Below are 20,306 nucleotides of genomic sequence, written 5' to 3'. Positions count from 1 at the left end.
AACCGGATCGAACGCAAGCACGTGGAGCGAGTTTGAGTAGAGGTGAGGGTCAGGTCAGGTGAGGGCCCGGCTGTTGTCCTTGAGATCCACCCCGCTGCGCCCCAGCTTGCGGGCACCTTCGACCAGCGCGGCACAGACGCGTGCGGCGTCGGCATACCCCAGGCCACCGGGCGGGTGAATGTTCGAAATGCAGTTGCGCATCGAATCCGCCCGGCCGGGCTCGGGGAGGTGGGTGAGGTAGATGCCCACACTGTCGGCCACTGACAGCCCCGGCCGCTCGCCGATGATGACGATCAGGGTCCCGACCTTTTGAGCCGCACCTATATGGTCGCCGAGCGCAACCCGCGCCTGGGTCGCGATGACCGGCGGAGCCAGCGAGTAGCGAGGCGCGAGAACGTCTTTGAGTGCGGAGAGCAATCCGGCTCCATGTTCGGACAAGGCAATCGGCGACAACCCGTCCGCCAGGACGAAGCCGATGTCCGCGCCGACGTCCGAGACTGCCGTCAGGTCGTCCGGTGCGCGGCCCAGATCCGGGCGCCTCAGGTATTCGCTGCGGTCGGATGCCTTGCTGGTGACCACGATGGGCTCGCCGAGACCCACCTCGGTCACCGCGGCCGCGAGGCCCCCGACATCCAGTGGCTGATGGACCGCGTCGCGAGCGGCGGCATGCGCGGCGGCGAACTCCAGCACTCGGCTGGTAGGTAGCGAATCGCCGGTGCGCCCCAACCCTATTCGAGCAGCGGTCCGCAAACGCAGACCGTCCCACAAGTCGCTCATCAGGCCACCGGCCCCGTCAGACTGCGCAGCGGCGACGACTCGGGTGCCAGGTCGAGCACCCGACCGTCGGCTCCCAGCATTCCCACCTTGTCGAGCCACGCCTCGAACTCCGGAGCCGGCTTCAGCCCGAGCGTCCGCCGCGCGTACAGGGCGTCGTGGAACGACAGACTCTGGTAGCCGAGCATCACGTCGTCGGCTCCGGGGACGGTGATGACAAACGGCACGCCGGCAACCCCGAGCAGGGTGAGCAGATCGTCCATGTCGTCCTGGTCGGCCTCGGCGTGGTTGGTGTAGCAGACGTCCACACCCATCGGCAGCCCCAGCAACTTCCCGCAGAAGTGATCTTCGAGTCCTGCCCGCACGATCTGCTTGCCGTCGTAGAGGTACTCGGGACCGATGAAGCCGACGACCGTGTTGATCAGCAGCGGATCCAGTTCTCGTGCAACGGCGTACGCCCGCGTCTCCAAAGTCTGCTGATCCACCGGCCTACCGCCGGTTCCGAGGTGCGCCCCCGCCGAGAGTGCCGATCCCTGGCCGGTTTCGAGGTACATCACGTTGTCGCCGACGGTCCCGCGCGACAACGACCTTCCCGCTTCGTTGCCCTCGCGCAACAGCGCCAGATCCACGCCGAACCCCTTGTTCGCCCCCTCGGTTCCCGCGATCGACTGGAACACCAGGTCCACCGGCGCACCGGCTTCCACCAGACCGATGGTGGTGGTGACGTGCGACAGCACGCACGACTGCACGGGGATCTCGAACCGCTGGCGGATGTCTTCGAGCAACAGCAGCAGTTCAGATGTGGCGTGTGGTGAATCGGTGGCCGGATTGATCCCGATCACCGCGTCGCCGCATCCGAGCAGCAGACCATCCAGCGTCGCCGCAGCGATCCCGGTCGGATCGTCGGTCGGATGATTGGGCTGCAACCGTGTGGCCAGCCGTCCCGGAAGGCCGATCGTGGTGCGAAACGCCGTCACCACCGAAACCGCCTTGGCGACAGCGATGAGGTCCTGATTGCGCATCAACTTGCTCACCGCCGCAACCATTTCCGGCGTCAGACCCGGCGCAACGTTCCGGAACGTCGCCGCCGCGACGTCTGCGGGCCTGGCCGCGACCTCGAGCAGCCAGTCACGAAGACCACCGACGGTCATCGACGAGACCGGCGAAAATGCTTCGCTGTCATGCGAATCCATGATCAACCGCGTGACCTCGTCGGATTCGTACGGCACCACCGCCTCCAACAGGAACACGGTCAGCGGAACGTCGGCCAGCGCCCACTGCGCTGCCGCCCGCTCGGTGTCCGACTCGGCAGCACACCCGGCCAACTCGTCGCCGCTTCGGCGTGGAGTGGCCTTTGCCAGCAGCTCGACCAAGCCGTCGAAGGCGTAGGTGGTGCCGGCAAGCGTGTGTCGATAGACGGTCACACCCTCATTCCATTTCTTTGTCGACCTCGGCAAGCAGAGCGAACTCCTCGTCGGGCGAGGACGCCACCAAGTGCTTGCGGCTGTACAGGCCAAAGTAGGCCATGAACGCGACGAACGCTGCCAGACACCACAATGCCGCGGTGGTGTCCACCAGGAACGTGGCGATCACCGATGCCACCGCGATGACCAGCGCGAATCCGGTCGTGACGATGCCTCCCGGCGTCCGGTAGGGCCGTTCCATCTCGGGCTCGCGAACGCGCAGCACGATGTGGCTCACCATCATCAACACGTAACTCAGCGCCGCCCCGAAGACCGCCATGTTGAGCAGGATCGCGCCCTCACCGGTGAAGGTCAGGGCGAACCCGATGACACCCGGGATGATCAGCGCCCAGGTGGGCGCCTTGCGGCTGTTGGTCACCGACAGCACGGTCGGCAGGTAGCCCGCACGCGACAGCGCGAAGAGTTGGCGCGAGTACGCGTACATGATCGAGAAGAAGCTGGCCACCAGACCGGCCAACCCGATGTAGTTGACGACGGTCGCGGTGGTGCCGTCGAGCGCGTCGACCAGCGGGTTGGCGGACTCCCCCACACCCTGGGCCCCGAGCGCTCCGGTCGCGAGGAACAACACCAGCGCGCAGGTCAGGAGCAGCACACCCATTGCGGCGATGATGCCCCGCGGCACATTCTTCTCCGGGTTCTCGGCTTCCTCCGCGGCGAGCGGAACACCCTCGATCGCGAGGAAGAACCAGATGGCGAAGGGAAGCGCAGACCAGATGCCCAGGTATCCGAACGGCATGAAATCCGACGATCCTGCGGCGTCGGGGTCCGGGGCGATGTCGGTGAGCAGGCCCGCATCGAACTTGCCGAGCGCGGCGATCCCGAAGATCACCAGGCCGACCAGTGCGATGGCGGTGATCACGAACATCGCCTTGAGTGCTTCACCGGCCCCGACCAGGTGGATGCCGATGAAAACCACGTAGACGACCAGGTAGACCCACCAGCCGTCGGAGATCCCGAACAGGTCGAGCGATTCGACGTAACCCCCGATGAAGGTGGCGATCGCCGCAGGCGCGATGGCGTACTCGATGAGGATGGCCGTGCCCGTGGCGAAACCGCCCCACGGGCCCATCGCCCGACGGGCGAAGGTGTAGCCACCTCCGGCCGCAGGCAACGCAGAGGACATCTCGGCCATGCCGAGGACCATCGCGAGGTACATCGCCGCGATGATGATCGAGGCGATGAGCAGTCCACCGAAGCCACCCTCGAGCAGCCCTGCATTCCAGCCGGCGTAGTCGCCGGAGATCACATAACTCACGCCGAGCCCGGCCAGCAGTACCCAGCCGGCCGTGCCCTTGCGTAGTTGACGCTTTTCGAGATAGTCGGAGGTTTCCGACTGTGCAACGGTTTCAGTCATGCCGCAAGGTATCCGGCGACTGAAACCGCACCGTTAGCGTGAGTTTTCGTACGTGTTTCGTCTTTCGGCCGCTTCCACCCCATGCGGGAATTCGGCGGACCGGTGCTGGAACGAGAGAATGCTCGGATTCTTGACAACACCCTCGCGGATCTCGATTGCCCGGAACACGGTCGGGACGCGGTCCCACGCTGCGGGCCCCTGCAGGATCGTCTCGAGATGCGGCAGCAGCGCCGAACTGATCTCCCACGTGGCCGAGTCCCACAGATAGGACGGACTGTGGTCGACCGCGTAGTACAGAACGTTGTTGCCGACCATGAACGAAGGATCGGTGAAGGTGGTCGGCCGCGCCCAGCTGAAGCCCATTCCCTCGTCGCAGGACACGTCGACGATGATGCTGCCGGGCGCGAAGCCCGCCAGATCGGATTCGTCCAGGAACGTCAACGGCATGTCGGTGTTCTGCAGGACGCAGTTGACAACGATGTCGTTGCCGGCGAGGAACTCGGCCACCGGAACCCGGCCGTCTGCCGACTCCGCCCACATGCCCTGGGGCTTGCCCGATTCGTTGTGCTCTAGCTGGACGATCTGGGTCGAGTGGATGGGTGAGCCGACAGCCGCGACGTCACGGTTGGTCAACACAGTGACGTCGTCGACACCGTGGGCGTTCAGTGCGGTCACTGCGCCACGCGCGGTGGCGCCGAACCCGATCACGGTCGCCTTGAGCCTGCGGCCGTAGTCACCCGTCTTGCCCGCCAATTCGAGTGCGTGCAGTACCGAGCTGTATCCGGCCAGTTCGTTGTTCTTGTGGAAAACGTGCAGCGCGAAACCACCCTCGGCGGTCCAGTGGTTCATCGCCTCGAAGGCGATCAGCGTCAGTCGCCGGTCGATCGCCACCTGCGTGAGCGCCTCGTCCTGCACGCAGTGCGGCCATCCCCAAACCGTTTGTCCCACACGCATGTCCAGCAGATCTGCGGCCTGGACCTTGGGGAGCAACACCACGTCGCAGTCGGCGATGAGCTGTTCGCGGGTGCCGATGTTGCCGACCAGCGGGCGCAGGTCGGCATCGGTCACCCCGAAATGCCGGCCATAGCCGTGCTCCAGCGAGATCCGACTCCGCACGTCCGGCTCGATCTTGCGGAAGTGCTGGGGATGAATCGGTAGCCGTCGTTCGTTTTCTTTTGCCGAGTGAGCGAGTATGCCGATCGAAAGATTTTGCAAGTCAGCGCTTTTTGTTGCCGCTGAAGATGGTCTCGCCCGGGGCGGACTCGGTCTTGCCCTTCTTGATGGCACGCTTTTCTTTGAGGGACTTGCCGGATTTCTTTGACATTCCTTGACGGGGCGATTTGTCGGCCATGTGGCGATCCCTTGATTGAGAACCTGATAGGTCCCGGTGTCGCCAGCCTACCCCTCCGGTATGAAAAACTCGGAGGCATGCGTATCGCCACCTGGAACGTCAACTCCATCCGGGCCCGGAGTGAAAGGGTCGTTGATTGGCTCGAACGGGCCGACATCGATGTGCTGGCCATGCAGGAGACCAAGTGCAACGACGACCAGTTCCCCGCCATGGGGTTCGCGGCGGCAGGATATGACCTCGCCACGATCGGATACAACCAGTGGAACGGCGTGGCCATCGCGTCGCGGGTCGGGCTGACCGACATCCGCACCGCATTCGACAACCAACCGGGGTTCAGCAAAGACGCCGACGTGGATCCCGCGGTCGAGGCCCGGGCCATCGGTGCCACGTGTGGTGGGGTGCAGGTATGGAGTCTCTACGTGCCCAACGGCCGCAGCCTCGACGACCCCCACTACACGTACAAGCTGGAATGGCTTGCTGCGCTGCGTGATACTGCGGCGGGATGGCTCACCGACGACCCGGCGGCGCAGATCGCGCTCACCGGCGACTGGAACATCGCCCCCACCGACGACGATGTCTGGGACCCCGCGCTCTTCGCCGACAAGACACACACATCCGAGCCCGAGCGCAAGGCGTTCCGTGCGGTGGTCGATGCCGGGTTCTCCGATGTGGTGCGCCCCCACACACCTGGTCCGGGGGTCTACACGTACTGGGACTACACGCGGTTACGGTTCCCACGCAAAGAGGGGATGCGCATCGACTTCGCACTCTGTTCACCGGCGTTGTCCGCGCGGGTGACCGGTGCCGAGATCGACCGTCAGGAACGAAAGGGCAAGGGCGCCAGCGATCACGCGCCCGTGATCGTCGAACTCGGCTAGGACGGGCGGGTCACTGGTCGCGATCTTCCACCAACTCGTCGGCGACCACGCGCAGGGTGCGGCCCAGCACTTCACGCTCGGCGGAGTCGAGTCCATCGAGTGCCTTCTCCAAAGCCTGGATACGACGCGATCGGCTACCGTTCACCAGTTCGTTGCCGGCGTCACTGAGGGCGAGCAGACTCGCCCGGCCGTCGGCCGGATCGGCGGTCCTGGCCACCAGACCGTCCCGTTCGAGAGCGGTCACGATCCGCGACATCGTTGGCACCGTGACGTTTTCACGTTCGGCCAGTTCGGAGAGCCGAATCGGCGCCTCGGCGGCCATCAGGACCCACATCGCCGACAAGGCACTGAGCGGCTGCGAATGCTGGCCGGTCCGCTGACGCAGTGCCCGGGTGATCCTGGTCAAATCGCGGTACAGCGACGATGCGGTGGTGGTCTGGCCAGTCATGACTTCGATCCTGTCAGTTCGGTACTCGGCGCCTTCGAGAGATCATCGTTCACTGAGCTCTTCGGCGCCATCGGAGGACGCCATGGACGCAGTGACCATCATGACGGTCATCGGCGGCATCCGACCACCCCTCACACAAACTCGTCACCGGGGCGACACAGCCTGTGCAACTGACGGTGACTCACCGGGTGTGGAGGATGAGGATCAAGACGAGGCCGCTGGTCACGATCAGGGCGGCGACCACGGCCGAGACCCCCACGGCCACGAGAACGGTCGCCGTGTTGACGCCTGATTCCGGTTCGACGGCCCGGATCTCCTGCGTCGGATCGTCGTCTTGCGGCTGCATTTGCCCATTACAACACGGCAACACGATCCATAGGGAGCTTAGGCTAAGCTCACCCCATGACCAGAGGACTGTCAGGTTTGGCCCTCAAGGCGTTCGGGGCGAACGACTACCGACTCACGGTGACGGGCAAACAGCAGATCACCGACCGCTACATCCGTCTCGGATTCGCAGCCGGGGGGTTGCTGGAACACCACCCGAGTCACCCGACCCAGTGGGTCCGGCTGTGGATCCCGAACGGTGACAAGGTGCAGCAACGGGGATACACCCTCGTCGACCCCGACCCGGCGGCCGACCGCTTCGACATCGAGTTCGCGCTCCACCCCGGCCCGGCATCGGACTGGGCGACCTCCGCGGGGGCCGGCGACGAGATCGACGCGTCGGTGATGGGTTCGAAGTTCGAGATCCCGACACCGCCCCCAGCCGAGTACCTCCTTTTCGGTGACCCCGCGTCCCTGCCTGCGATCAACTCGCTGCTCGACGTCGTCGGCGACGTGCCGGTGCGCGTCTGGCTCGAGTGCCAGCACGACTCGGATCGCGATCTACCGCTGCGCTCCACTCCCCGCACAACTGTGCAGTGGCTCGACCGGGGAGACAAGGGGCAGGCCCTGCGAAGGGCTGCAAGCGAGTTGAGTTGCGGCCCAGGGGCATACGCATGGGTTGCCTGCGAGTTCCACACCACGCGCGACATCGTCAAGTCGCTCAAGTCGATACACAAGATCCCCAAGTCCGCGATCAAGTCGCAGGCCTACTGGAAATGACCGTCAGCGAAAGAGTGCAGATGTCCACCCGCTTCACCCGCCTCGGGGCCCCGGCCCTCACCGCAGTGTTCGCCGTCTTGATCCTGCTCATCTCCGCCTGCAGTTCGCCCGAGGAAAAGGACGACTCCGCAGGCGGTCCCATCCAGGTGAACACCTCGATGGGCCAGGTCACCATCGACGGCACACCGGAACGGATTGTCACCCTCGGTACGCAGTGGACCGATGTTGCCCTCGCGTTCGGTGTGACGCCGGTGGCCTACCTCGACAACGTCGAACTGCTGACCAAGGAACCCACGCCGTGGGTGGGGGAACGCCTTGCCTCGTCGCAGTCGGTGGACCCTGCTCGCGACGTCGCCAGTCAGGTCGCGGCCGTCGATCCACAGCTCATCCTGTCGACGAACTTCGGCGAACAGCAGGAGACCTACGAGAAGCTGAACAAGCTCGCCCCCACCATCCCGTCGATCACCGGCCAGCAGGTCGATCCGTGGGAAGACATGGTGACCTTCATGGGTACCGTGCTACGCCAGCCCGACAAGGCCAAGGAGATCATCGACGGTGTCCACGCCAAGGTCGACCAGATCAAGCAGGACCATCCCGGGCTGAACGGCAAGACCTTCTCGTTGGCGTACATGTTCACCAATGACCAGATCCAGGTCTTCGGTGATCCCAATGACGGTGCGGCCACCCTGTTCTCGTCACTCGGTATGGCGATGGCCCCCAGCTTGCTCGACACGTTCAAGAAGAACGGTGAACCGCGTTTCCCGATCTCCACCGAGAACGTGCCGCTGATGAACTCGGATCTGCTGGTGGTGACGGCCAATTCGCCGCAGATGCGGGGCGCCCTCGAAAGTCTGCCGGGATACAAGAACCTGACTTCGGTCAAGGACAAAGCCGTGTCGTGGCTCAGTGTCGCCGAGATCAGCGGCATCAATCAACCTTCGCCGCTGTCACTTCCGTACGTCCTCGACAAGATCACGCCCGCATTCGACGCCGCTGCCCAGTGACCGGGGCGAGCCCACCTCCGGTGGGTGACTTGCAGTTCGTCTACGCCTTCCGGCCGGGAGCGTCCTGCATGACCGCCCCCGGCGGCGTGGCGGTGTTGTTGCCCGACAAACAGCGCCTCACCGGGCTGTCACCCGAACAGATCCGGCTGCTCAAAGCGCTGGGCCGAGAGCCCGCCCTCCTCGACCCGGCCGACACCCGTGTCAGCCCTCTGCTCGATCGTCTCCTGACGGCAGGACTGCTGACGGTCACCGTCCGGTCGGGCGGAGTGGACCTGTACTCGCTGCTGCCGTTTGCGCCTCCGCCGGCGCGAACGGCCCCCGAGGCCGGCCGGGTACCGATCACCCTGTCGAAGTTCGCCGTGATCCATCGGATCGACGACCGTTGTGTTGCAGAACATCCGATGTCGTGGTGTGACATCGAGATACACGACGGACGGGTGCTCGCGGCCATTGGAGGGCTGTCCGCCACCGGAGAGCTCTCTGCCGATGCCCTGTCGAGGTTGGCCGACGACCTGGGCTGGGCGGGCTTTGTCACCGACCCGCGATCCGAGCACGACGACTTCGCCACCCGCAGTTGGGGTCCGCACGAATTGTGGTTCCATCGCCGGAGCACGTTCGGTGTGCGCACCCGCGACTGGGGACGCTTCGGGCCGACCAAATGGGCGGCCGGCACGTTCCCGCCACTGCCCGCTCGCAAGACCGCGTATGCCACCGAGCCGATCGCCCTGCCCGCCCCCGACCTGGACAGCCTGCGCGTCGCCGGGGATTCACTCACCACCGCGATCGAGGACCGTACCTCGTGCCGCGACTTCGTGGCTCAATCTCCGCCCAGCGTCGACCAACTCGGAGAGTTCCTCTTCCGCACGGCACGGAACCGGACGCTGCGGGTGATCGGGGACGAGGAGTTCCCGTCCCGGCCGTTCCCGTCGGGCGGGGGTCTGTACGAGATGGAGGTGTATCCCGTTGTGCGACAGGTTCATGGACTCGCTCCCGGGATGTACCACTACGACGCCTTCGATCACGCATTGCGTCCGGTGGCCGCCATCGACCATCCGGCGATCAGCCGACTGCTCACCCCGTCGTCGCTGACTCTCGCCGACGGACAGCTGCCGCAGATCCTGTTCGTCTTCGCCGCCCGCGTAGGCCGGGTGATGTGGACCTACGAGCAGATTCCTTACGCCGTCATGCTCAAACATGTCGGGGTCCTGACCCAGACGATGTCGCTCGTGGCCACCGACATGGGCCTGGGCTCGGTGGCGCAGGGCTATTGCGACACTGCCGCATTCGCCGAACTGGCCGGCGTCGATGAGATGACCGAATGTGCCATGGGCAGTCTGGTTCTCGGCTCCCCGCGTCGGTAGGCAACCAGCCCAGTCGCGGCCGAGAGTCGACGTCAGAGGGTGCGGGCCAGCGCGGCCACGGACTGCTGCCAGATACCGGCGAGATCGTCGGCTTGCCTGGCGTTCATCAGCGACTCACTCCAGCGCAGGCTGGTGACCAATTGCGGCCCCTCGGCCGTGCCCCGGACCACTGCGACCACGTCCAGTGCGTACCGGAGCGGCAGCTCGGGTTCTGGAGCGGTGGGCAGATGGCCGTTAAGTTCGAGGTCGGTGATGGCCGACCACGGTCGGGGGTTGTCCGTCGCTCCGGCCGAACTCAGATCGAACCGGCCAAGATAGTTGAACTCGATCTGCGGGTCGGCAAGATCCACGAGTCCCGGAACCCGCTCGACATGGCGCAGCAAGCCATAATCGATCCCGCGACGCGGGATGGCGTTGACATGCGAGGTGACCGAATCCAACAGGGCAACTGCAACTTCCGGTGCGCGTGTGACCGCGTCGAGGTCAACCGGATTGCCCGCACCGAGCCGGACCGGGAAGACGCTGGTGAACCACCCGACGGTCTCGGAGGTGTCCACTTCGCCTGCCACCACGCCGTCTTCGCGGCCGTGTCCCTCGAGGGCGATCAAAGCACCGCCGGTGTTGTCCTGCCCATTGACGGTTCGCCACGTCGTCACGGCAATGGTGAGGGCAGTCAGCAGGAACTCGCGCATCCCGGCGTCCTCACCCGCCAGTTTCGCCAGCACACGGCCGGTGATCTCGGTGGTGGTGTGTGCGTCGGTGGTCTGCAGGGACGACCAGTCGTCGACGGCCGGATCGGGCACCCGCTCCCCGATCTCCGGATCGGGCCCCGCGAGTTGACCGATCCAATAGTCCTGCTGCGCAAGAACGTCCTCGGATCCGCTCCGCTCGGTGAGCAAGTGCGTCCAGCGACGATAGGAGGTGGACACACGTCCCAGAACGGGCACCGATCCTTCGCTCAGCATGCGTCCGCACTCGGCGAGATCGCCGAAGAGTATCTGCCAGGACACCGCATCTGTCGCCAGATGGTGGATGGCGAGGAGCAACACGTCGCCACCGACCGGGTTCTGCAATCGAACAGCGGCCATCATGGCGCCGGCCTCGGGGTCGATCCGTCCCGCTGCGATCCGGGCGGCGTCCTCGACTGCACGGCCCAGGTCCTCGCCGACCACAACCGTGTCGATGATGTCCGCCCCGCTCACCGATCCGATCTCTCGCGTCACGAGCCGGTGGCCAGACGGATCGGAGTACAGCTTCGACCGCAGCATGTCGTGACGGTCGAGCAGCGCTTGCAGCACCGACTGCACGTCGCCGTCCGTCACACCCTCGGGCAACGCGATCAGGGTCGTCTGGGTGAACCGGCGGAAACGGCCGTAGTCGTACATCCAGCGGACGATCGGCAGTGCAACCACCTCGCCGGGACCGTCGTGCTCACCGTCGCCGTCGACCACTGCCACCTCACCAGCATCGATGGCCGCGGCAAGAGAGCGCACCGAGGGGTTCTCGAGAACCGCTCGCGGACTGACGTGCACGCCGAACCGTCTGAGCGCGTTCACCAGCGACATGGCGACGATGCTGTCCAACCCGAGATCGAAGAAGTCCTCGTCGACGCCTGGTGGGGGCCCACCGATCAGTTCGGCGAACGCCGTGCACAAGGCTCGCTCGGTGTCCGTCGTCGGCAGCGCATCGGCGCCTGTCCTGGCCGCGAGAGCATCTCGGGCCAAACTCGTCAGGATGTCGTTGTCCAGCTTGCCGTTTGATGTCATCGGCAAGGACTCGAGCGTCAGCACTCGGGCGGGAAGCATATGGGTGGGCAGGCGTTCGGCGAGGAACGCACGAATCTGTTGATCCGAGACGGACGTCCCCACAACAATGCCGACCAGCGTGGCCCCGGCCGCGCGTCGAAGCACCACCACCGCAGCCGTTTTCACACCCGGCACGCCGCGCAAAGCACTCTCGATCTCGCCGATCTCGATGCGATATCCCCGGATCTTCACCTGACTGTCAGCGCGGCCGAGAAAGGTCAGCTTGCCGTCGGGCAGGTGCCGGACCAGGTCCCCGGTTCGATACATCCTGTCGCCGGCACCGGTGGGGTCGGCGACAAACCGACCGGCGGTCATCCCGGGCTGCGCTGCGTAACCGCGGGTGACCTGATCGCCGGCGAGATACAGCTCCCCTGCCACACCACGCGGCACGGGCCGCAGAGCGGAATCCAGAACGTGCGCCGTCATGCGGTCCACGGCCTGACCGACCGTGGGGGTGGGTGATTCCTTGACCGTTGCGACCACGGCTTCGACAGTGGTCTCGGTGGGTCCATAGCAGTTGTAGACGTCCAGATCGTCGAACTCTTGCAACTGTTTCCACAGTGCCGCGCTGATGGCTTCGCCGCCGAGCGCCAGCACAGACAGCGGTGTGCGTCTACTGTTCGCCGGAATCAACCCGGCACCCCAGAGTTGCCCGAACATCGACGGGGATGTGTCGATCATGTCGATTCCGTGCGTGATGATCCCCTCGACCAGAGCGTCGGCATCACGCATGTCCTCGGAGTCGAACAGGTGGACGCTGTGCCCGTCGAGCAGACCGACCAGTGGTTGCCACGACGCGTCGAAACTGAGCGACCACGCGTGAGCGATGCGCAACGGGCGGCCGAGGCGATTCTTCGCGGGCGCGTACACCCGGTCCCGGTGGTCGGCAAAGTAGCTCAGCACGGCGCCATTGGTACCGATGACACCTTTGGGTTCACCGGTCGAACCGGAGGTGAAGATGAGGTACGCGCTGAGATCTGCCTCGCCCGGCACCGACGGCGGCACGGGTTCTCGGCGTGCGATCGAATCGATGACCGCCGGGTCGTCGAGTCGCAGTACGGTTGCGGCACCGTTCGGGAGCTCCGCAGGTATCACAGCCGACGTGGTGATCACGAAAGTGGAATTCGACTGTCGCAGAATCGATCCGATCCGCGCCGCCGGCAACGAGACATCCACGGGGACGTATGCCGCACCCGCCGCCAGCACACCGAGAATCGAGATCACCGAATCGGCCGACCGCTCCAGCGCGATCGCGACCACGTCTTCCGGACCGACCCCGCGGTGGCCGAGTTCCTGGGCCACACGCAGTGCGCGGTCGCGTAATTCGGCATAGGTGAACGTGGCGGTCGTGGTGGTGAGTGCGGTCGCGTCTGGGGTCACCGCGGCCTGGCGGAGGAACGCGGCAGCGATGGTGCCGGTGGGCACGTCATCGACAGCGGTACTGCGTTGCACGGCAGTGCGCTCGGTGGGTAGGAGCACGTCGAGCGTGTGGGGGCCGGCAGATCCGGAATCGGGAATCTGCCTGAGGACGTGCAGGATCCGCTCGGCGATGTCTGCGGCGGACAGATGCGGAAGGGCCTCGTCGATGGCCTCGGCCATCACCACCAGGGAACCGTTCTGCAGGTACGCAGCGATGGTCAGAGGGTAGTGCGCGAGGCTCTCCATCGCCACGGGCAGAAACCGCGTCCCATCGCTGGTGCTGAGAGGGTCGGTCACCGCACCGATCGGGGCGTTCTCGAAGACGAACAGGGTGTCGAAGAGACTGCCGTGCCCCGCGGCACGCTGCACCGCAGACAGACCGAGATAGCCGAGATCACGCATCCGCGCAGAGTCTCGCTGCAGTGTCGCAAGACTTTCCGCCACCGATGTGCCGGGTTCGAAGACGACCACAGAGGGAACAGTGTTGATGAACAGACCGATCATGCCCTCGACGCCGGGCAGGGAGTCCGGTCGGCCCGAGATGGTGGTGCCGAACACCACATCACGCCGATCGGTCAGCCGTCCCAACACCACTGCCCAGGCGTATTGGACAACGGTGTTCACCGTCAGTCCTTGGGTCCGCGCCCACGAAGTCAGCCTGGTGGTGTCGGACCGGTCCAGCTGGACTCTCGTGCGCCGCGGGACCGAATCCGGCTGGGCCCCTCGGCCTTCGGCCAGCATCAGCGGACCACGCAACGGCGCGAGGTAGTCGACCCAACTCGCCAACGCTGAGTCATCGTCCTGGGCTGCCAGCCAGCCGATGTAGTCGCGGTATGGACGCGGCAGAGGCAATGACCGGCCATCGCCGCCCGCCTCGTACACAGCCAGCATCTCCTGGAAGAAGATCGCGACGGCCCATCCGTCCATCAAGATGTGGTGCGCGGTGATCAGCAGTCGCCGGCGGTCGTCGGGCATGTTCACCAGCACCACACGCAGTGCGGGGCCCTGGGACAGGTCGAACTTTCGTCGCCGCTCGGATCCGGCGATGGAATCGAACTCGTCCGGGGTCGCGGAACGCTCGGTCCACGGCAGTTCGACCCAGGTGGGAACGATTTGTACGGGTTTCGGGATGTCGCGGTCCCAGAAGGAGACCCGCAGGTTCGGGTGGCGCTCGAGGATCACCTCGACGCTTCTGCGCAACAACTCAGTGTCCACATCGCCGCTGATGTCGACGATGAATTGCATCGTGTACAGATCCAGGTCGTCGCCCGCGATCTCGGCGAGCGAGAACAGGCCCTCCTGAAGGGGACTCAGTGCCAGAACGTCCTCGATGGCGGGTGCGGAGCGGTTGACCACGTCCTCGGTCATGAACCCGGTTTCCACGAGGCGGTGAGGGCTGCCAGAGCGTCGTCACTCAACCCGGAGACAGACATCGGCGCATGGGTCGGTGCGGAGGCCTCGGGCCGGCCGACCACGGGGTCCTCGTCCGGTCCGGGAACTGCGGCACGGGCCTCATCGACCGCGGCGGCCACTTCGGCGATCGTGTGGTGATCGAAGATCATCTGCGGCGTGAGCGGGATGTTCTCCGCTGCAAGCTTTCCGGCGAGCTGGATGGAGATGACGCTGTCGCCACCTAGTGCAAAGAAGTTGTCATCGCGACCCACTCCGTCGATCTCGAGTAACTCCGCGAGTACATCGCAGATCGCGCGCTCGGTGTCGGTCTGCGGCTGTTCGCCACCGCCGGCGACGCCCACGACCCCACCGGCCACCGTGGCCTCGGACTGCATCTGGAAGACAAGCGAACCGGTGCGGTCCCACCTCGCCTTGTCACCGGTGCGCACGAGTTCCGACCCCGCCACCTGGACGTGGACGTCGCCCACCACCCCCCGCGGAACCGGGTCGAGTTGTGCGCCCAGCACCAGTACCTTCGAGCCTGGGACCGGACGTCCGGAGTGGGGACCGGACAGTTCGCCCGTCACCAGGACGGCGTCGAGATCCCCTGCCGTGTAACGATACTCAGCAACCGAGCCAGCAGACAGGGACCCGAGCGTCTCGCCCAGAGATGGTTGGGTGCTGACCGAGGCAGCCACCCAAGTCCGCACCGACGGCATCATCGACACCCCCGAGTGCGGGAGCATGCCGAGCATGTCCGGTGAGGCGACCACCCTCTGCGCCGACTGCCCGGCGACCGCAGCGGCCAGGGCGGCCGGATCGGTGCGTTCGGAGTCGGTGGCCAGCACCACGGTCGCTCCGTCCGACAATCCGGCGAGAAGTTCCGAGACCATCACCGGGTCGCCGGACCGAACAGCGATCAACCGAATGGCGTCGGTGCTCGGAACCGGAAGATGACACGGATGTCCGTGCAGCGCACTGCGCACAACCGAGACGACATCGGACAGAGGGCCACTTGAGTCGTTGCGCGCCAGATCATCGGCGAGCGAACGGTAGTCGAGGACATCGTCGCCCCGCCGGATCGCAACAGTGTCGCTGTCGGCAGGGAGGGCATTCATCCTGGCCCGGAAGGCCTCGACATCAAGCGGTCCTCCATCGCACCACTGGTCGAGCAGGCGGTGGCGCTCGTCGGCAAGAAGCACATCCGCCTTCTCCACCGGGGTGTCCACGTGGTGGGCAAAGTGCTCGAGCATGACGACCATTCGGCGGGCCATCTCTTCGGCGGTGTCGCGGTCGTAGAGATCCGTCGACGCCACGAGACGTGCGGCCAGACCGCCGTCGGCCTGCGAGGCGAAGATGATGTTCAGGTCGAGGAACGATGTCTCGAAGTCCACCGGCAGCAACGAGATCGTGGTGCCGTCGGTCAGTGCCGATGCGCCGGAGCCACTGCTCTCTTCGCGGCCGTGCTCATCTCGACTGTGCTCATCCCGAAAGTGCATCATTACCTGGAACAGTGGATTACGCGACCGGGTGCGGCGCGGGTTGAGCGCTTCGACGAGGCGCTCGATGGGCACGTCCTGGTTGGCGTACGCTCCCAGCGCTGCATCCCTCCCGCGGACGAGGACGTCGTGCAGGGTCGGGTCGCCGCTGAAGTCGTTGCGTAACACCACCATGTTCGCGAACAGCCCGACGATGTCGGCCGTGGCCTCGTCGGTCCGGCCGGCGACCGGCGTACCGATGGTGATGTCGTCGCCACCGCCCAATTTGTGCAGCAGGGTCGCCACCGCAGAGTTCAGCAACATGAACTCGCTGACGCCGACGCGATCGGCCACCGCACGCAACTTCGCGCGCAGATCTGCGGGCACCGCGAAAGTCACGATCTCGCCGGTCTTTCCGAGCACCGCGGGCCGGGGACGGTCCGCTGCGACGGTGATGTGGTCGGGAATGCCCGCCAACGTCGACCGCCAGTACTCGAGCTGCGCATCACCCACGTCGTGCGCCACCGCGCCTGGCTCGAAGAGGTCGCGTTGCCACAACGCGTAATCGCTGTACTGGATCGGCAGAGGCAGCCAGGGCGGCGCCGACCGATGGTCGAGGCGGTGGCGGTAGGCGGTGACCACGTCGGCCAGCAGCACAGTGAACGACCAGTGGTCGATCACCATGTGATGCACCAAGATCGACAGCACATGCGAGTTCTCGCCCAGTGAGAACAGCTCCGTACGGATCAGCCGTTCGGATTCGATCGCAAAAGTGTGGCCGGCCACCCGGTCGAGTTCGGCGCTCAGCTGCGCTTCCTTCTCGGCAATCGACGTACCGTTCACCACCGTGAGTGGCAACACTGCGGGCTCGACGGGTCCGACAACCTGATACGGCACACCTTCTCGCTCGACAAACGTTGTCCGCAGAGCCGAGTGGCGAGCGATCACGTCGCCCAGTGCGTCGGTCAGGGCAGGCACATCAAGCGGACCATCGATCCGCACCGCCATCGGGATGTTCCCGACCGCACTCGGTCCTTCGAAGCTACGGGCGAACCACATCGCGAGCTGTGAGTACGACAGGGGCACGTTTTCTGGCGCCTCGGTGTGAGCAGAGATCGCGGGCCGTCGCGGTGCCCCGGTCAGAGTTTGCGCCGCAGCCTCCCCGATCGAACTGCTGCCGAGATCCCAGTCCCCGCCGTCGTCATCGTCATGCGCGTCGAGGTCGATGCCGAACTCGCTGCGCACCTGGGCCACCAGCCACGTTGCCAAGCCGGCAACGGTGGGCGTGTCGAACGGTGCCCGGACGTCGATGTCCACTCCGAACTCGGTCCGGATCTGCGTGACCAAGCGCGCCGCCAGCAACGAGTGCCCGCCGAGTTCGAAGAAGGAGTCATCTGCGCCGATGTCATCGCGACCGAACAGGGACGCGAACAGTGCGGCAACACGGATCTCGGTCGGGGTGGTGGGTGCACGTGACTCGGTAGGCCGGCTGCTCACCGGTTCCGGAAGCGCTCGGCGATCGAGTTTCCCGTGTGCGGTGAGGGGTATCTCGTCGATCAGGGCAAAGCCGCTCGGCACCATGTATTCCGGCAACACCGAAGCAGCGTGGTCCCGGACGGCTCCGATCTCGATGGTCTGATCACGTTCGGCGACAAGGTAAGCCGCCAGCGAGGCGCCCATACGTGGATCGTCGGTGACGATGACCAAGGCCCGGGCAACCGCAGGGTGGCCGGCGAGCGCCGACTCGACCTCGCCGAGTTCGATCCGGAAGCCGCGAATCTTCACCTGCTCATCGATCCGGCCGACGAACTCGATGTCGCCGTCGACGTTCCAGCGCGCGAGGTCGCCCGTCCGGTACAACCGGCCACCCGGCGACATCGGATCGGCGACGAACCTCTCGGCGGTCAGTGCCGGACGGCCGAGGTATCCACGCGCGAGTTGCTCTCCGCCGATGTAGATCTCGCCGACCACTCCGGTCGGCACGAGGTGCAGCGCGGGGTCGAGGATGTACACCGTCACGTTGCGGTTCGGCACACCGATCGGCACGATCCGGACACCCTGGGGTCCGTCGACCGGGTAGTGGGTGGCCGCGACAACGGCTTCGGTGGGGCCGTAGTTGTTGCGCAACTGGGCGTCGAACACCGTGCCGAACTTGTCTGCGATCTCACCGGGCAGTGCTTCGCCACCGACGGGGATCTGGCGCAGCGTTGTCCACTCGTTGACCCCGGGCAGCAACAGGAACATCCCCAGCATGGAGGGAACCATGTGCATGACGGTGACGCCCTGGCGCACCAACAGGTCTGCCATGTACGGGATATCTTGCAACCCATCGGGTTTGGGGATCACCAGCGTGGCCCCCAGGGTGAGCGTGCAGAACACCTCGAACAGCGAGGCATCGAAGCTGACCGACGATGTCTGAACCAGCCGGTCCTCGGCGGTCATCCCGAATTGGGCATGGAAGCCGGCGAGATGGTCCGCGATCGCGGCATGGGGCACCGGCACACCTTTGGGCCGGCCGGTGGAACCGGAGGTGTAGATGACGTACGCCAGACCAGCCGGGAGCAGAGGACGGATTCGGTCCGCGTCCACTGGGTCGACGACGGACAGAGCCTCGGCCGCCCGCTCAGCAGCGGCCAGATCAGCCTGGGACAACACGATTCGCGGCCTGGCGTCGTCGACGAGGAAGTCGATCCGGTCCTGCGGGTAGGACGGATCTATCGGCAGGTACGCGGCGCCCGCCTTGAGCACGGCGACCGCCGCCACGACGAACTCGACCGACGCGGCCAGACTCAGTGCCACAAGGTCTTCGGGTCCGATGTCGCGTGAGATGAACCAGCGGGCCAGACGGTTGGACCGGGCGTTGAGATCGGCGTAGGTGAGGGTGTGGTTGTCGTCGATGATCGCGGGATGGTCCGGATGTGCCCTGACCCGACTCTCGAACATCTCCGGCAGCGTGGCGGGTATCGCGGAGACCTGATCACCGTGCGAACGCTCGATGAGTTCTGCTCGCCGCTCCCCCAGGATGTCGAGGTCGACGATTGGTGTGCCGGGCGACGCGACAGCCTCGTGGAGCAACCGCACGTAGGCGGCCAGCATGTCGTCGACGACTGCGTGGTCGAGCACATCCGTGAAGTACTCGGCTTCCACAGATGCGCCGTCGTCATCGCGCACCACCGTCAGCCCGAGAGGCATCTGGGTCACCGAAGCGGCAAGGTCGAGCTGTTCGGCCGTCACGCCGTCGAGCGCGAACCCGACCGCACTCTTGCGCGTGGAAAAACTCAGTCGGACAATCTGTTCGAGCCCGTCGCCACCAGACCGCTCCGGGTTCAGCTCGCGCACCACCCGGTCGATGCCGACATGCTGGTGACCGAAGGCACCGAGAGCGTTGTCTCGAGTGGCTGCGATGAGGTCGGCGAAGGGGGCCCGGGGGTTGATGGTCGTCCGCACCAGCACCGTGTTGCCGAAGTACCCGATCGCCCTGTCGGCGCCAGACTTCCGGCGGTCGGTGATGGGTACGGCCACCAAGAAGTCCGTCGCACCGGTGTACCGGTGGATCAATGTCCCGAAGGCTGCCAACAGCACTGTGAAGGGTGTTGTCGAGGCCGCGCGAGCGAGCTCGTTCACCGCCTCCATCACATCCGAGGGCATCGACCTGGAAGCGCGCCCTGCGTTCTTGGACGCGACACCGGGTGTCTCCGCCGGAAGTTCCAGCCATTCCGGAGCCGGGCTGAGCAATTCGCGCCAGTACGCGATCGCTGGGTCGTCCACGTCGAGGGCGGCAGGATCGGTTGCCACGTCGAGGAACTGGGTCGGCGCCCGGGGTGCGGAGCGCCCGCCGTAGGCCGCATTCAGGTCGTCGAAGAAGACCGCCCACGAGTCGTCGTCCCAGCAGATGTGGTGGACGACAAAGATGAACACCCACTCGTCGCGGCCGGTTCGGACCAGTGTCGCCCGCATCAGCACGTCCCGGGCGAGGTCGAACGGCCGTCCGAACTCACGTCGGGCGAGTACCTCGAGACGGCGAGAGCGACTCTGCTCGGCAAGATCGGTCAGGTCGTGTTCACTCCAAGGCACCTCGACGTGCTCGGCAGCCGACTGGTACGGGACCCCATCGTCGCCCACGCCGTAGGAGGTGCGCAGGATCTCGTGGCGTCCGACCACGTCGGAGAGCGCCGCGCGTAGCCGACCGACGTCCAGGCGGCCCGACAACCGGTATGCCACACAGACATTGAGGGTGGTGTCATCAGGGTCGCGGGTCTGTAGGAACCACAGCCGCTCCTGTCCCACCGACAGCGGCGAGCGCTCGCCGGCCGATCGAGTGCGAACCGGAGCGGTGACGTCGGATGCGAGGCCGCTGTCGACGAGCTTTCGGCGGAGCAGTTCTTTGCGGCGGGCTATCAGGTCTTCTGGCATGGAACGCCCCTAGCGATCACGGTCCGACGGCAGATGCAGGC

General features: G+C 65.6%; 13 protein-coding genes. 4 read left to right on the top strand and 9 right to left on the bottom strand.

Annotated features, from left to right (window positions below; all coding sequences use genetic code 11):
* Positions 1–54 precede the first annotated feature (54 nt).
* The 5 genes from eutC to KXR83_RS20760 are packed head-to-tail and all read right to left on the bottom strand — an operon-like array spanning position 55 to position 4,963.
* Entirely contained in the window at positions 55–777 is a 723-nt protein-coding gene (eutC, locus tag KXR83_RS20780; protein WP_437426451.1) for an ethanolamine ammonia-lyase subunit EutC, read from the bottom strand.
* Positions 777–2,198, bottom strand: coding sequence for an ethanolamine ammonia-lyase subunit EutB (locus KXR83_RS20775; RefSeq protein ID WP_437426450.1), 1,422 nt, complete (start codon positions 2,196–2,198; stop codon positions 777–779). The genes eutC and KXR83_RS20775 overlap by 1 nt, the downstream gene beginning before the upstream one ends.
* Before the next feature lie 4 nt (positions 2,199–2,202).
* A complete protein-coding gene (eat, locus tag KXR83_RS20770) occupies positions 2,203–3,612 on the bottom strand; it encodes an ethanolamine permease (protein WP_437426449.1) in 1,410 nt (469 codons plus the stop codon).
* Positions 3,613–3,645: 33 nt separating this feature from the next.
* The gene (locus tag KXR83_RS20765; RefSeq protein WP_437426448.1) at positions 3,646–4,827 is read right to left on the bottom strand and encodes a N(5)-(carboxyethyl)ornithine synthase; all 1,182 of its coding nucleotides are present in this window, start codon (positions 4,825–4,827) and stop codon (positions 3,646–3,648) included.
* 1 nt (position 4,828) lies between these two features.
* The gene (locus KXR83_RS20760; protein WP_023955493.1) at positions 4,829–4,963 is read right to left on the bottom strand and encodes a hypothetical protein; all 135 of its coding nucleotides are present in this window, start codon (positions 4,961–4,963) and stop codon (positions 4,829–4,831) included.
* A 77-nt stretch (positions 4,964–5,040) separates the two neighbouring features.
* On the opposite strand from KXR83_RS20760, the gene KXR83_RS20755 reads away from it, so the two are divergent.
* Positions 5,041–5,841, top strand: a complete 801-nt coding sequence (locus KXR83_RS20755; RefSeq protein WP_437426447.1) for an exodeoxyribonuclease III — start codon at positions 5,041–5,043, stop codon at positions 5,839–5,841.
* A 10-nt stretch (positions 5,842–5,851) separates the two neighbouring features.
* On the opposite strand, the gene KXR83_RS20750 is transcribed toward KXR83_RS20755, so the two are convergent.
* Together KXR83_RS20750 and KXR83_RS20745 are read right to left on the bottom strand one after the other, a co-directional pair.
* Positions 5,852–6,289: a MarR family winged helix-turn-helix transcriptional regulator gene (locus KXR83_RS20750; protein WP_023955497.1), complete on the bottom strand. Its 438-nt coding sequence runs from the start codon at positions 6,287–6,289 to the stop codon at positions 5,852–5,854.
* Positions 6,290–6,470: 181 nt separating this feature from the next.
* A complete protein-coding gene (locus tag KXR83_RS20745; protein ID WP_156045404.1) occupies positions 6,471–6,635 on the bottom strand; it encodes a hypothetical protein in 165 nt (54 codons plus the stop codon).
* Positions 6,636–6,691: 56 nt separating this feature from the next.
* On the opposite strand from KXR83_RS20745, the gene KXR83_RS20740 reads away from it, so the two are divergent.
* The 3 genes from KXR83_RS20740 (at position 6,692) to KXR83_RS20730 (ending at position 9,758) form a co-directional block, all read left to right on the top strand.
* Positions 6,692–7,393, top strand: coding sequence for a siderophore-interacting protein (locus tag KXR83_RS20740; RefSeq protein ID WP_437426446.1), 702 nt, complete (start codon positions 6,692–6,694; stop codon positions 7,391–7,393).
* Positions 7,394–7,413: 20 nt separating this feature from the next.
* Complete coding sequence (locus KXR83_RS20735; RefSeq protein ID WP_437426445.1) at positions 7,414–8,397, top strand: ABC transporter substrate-binding protein; 984 nt, start codon at positions 7,414–7,416, stop codon at positions 8,395–8,397.
* 68 nt (positions 8,398–8,465) lie between these two features.
* Positions 8,466–9,758, top strand: coding sequence for a SagB family peptide dehydrogenase (locus KXR83_RS20730; protein WP_437426444.1), 1,293 nt, complete (start codon positions 8,466–8,468; stop codon positions 9,756–9,758).
* 32 nt (positions 9,759–9,790) lie between these two features.
* Here KXR83_RS20730 and KXR83_RS20725 read toward each other — a convergent pair whose 3' ends face one another.
* Entirely contained in the window at positions 9,791–14,350 is a 4,560-nt protein-coding gene (locus tag KXR83_RS20725; RefSeq protein ID WP_437426443.1) for an amino acid adenylation domain-containing protein, read from the bottom strand.
* A complete protein-coding gene (locus tag KXR83_RS20720; protein ID WP_437426442.1) occupies positions 14,347–20,265 on the bottom strand; it encodes an amino acid adenylation domain-containing protein in 5,919 nt (1,972 codons plus the stop codon). Before KXR83_RS20720 ends, KXR83_RS20725 begins: the two co-directional genes overlap by 4 nt.
* Positions 20,266–20,306 lie beyond the last annotated feature (41 nt).

This window comes from Williamsia muralis (assembly GCF_051487485.1).
Classification (GTDB): domain Bacteria; phylum Actinomycetota; class Actinomycetes; order Mycobacteriales; family Mycobacteriaceae; genus Williamsia; species Williamsia muralis_B.
Note: the sequence above shows the minus strand (reverse complement) of the source record. Positions and strands in the feature narration are given on the sequence as shown.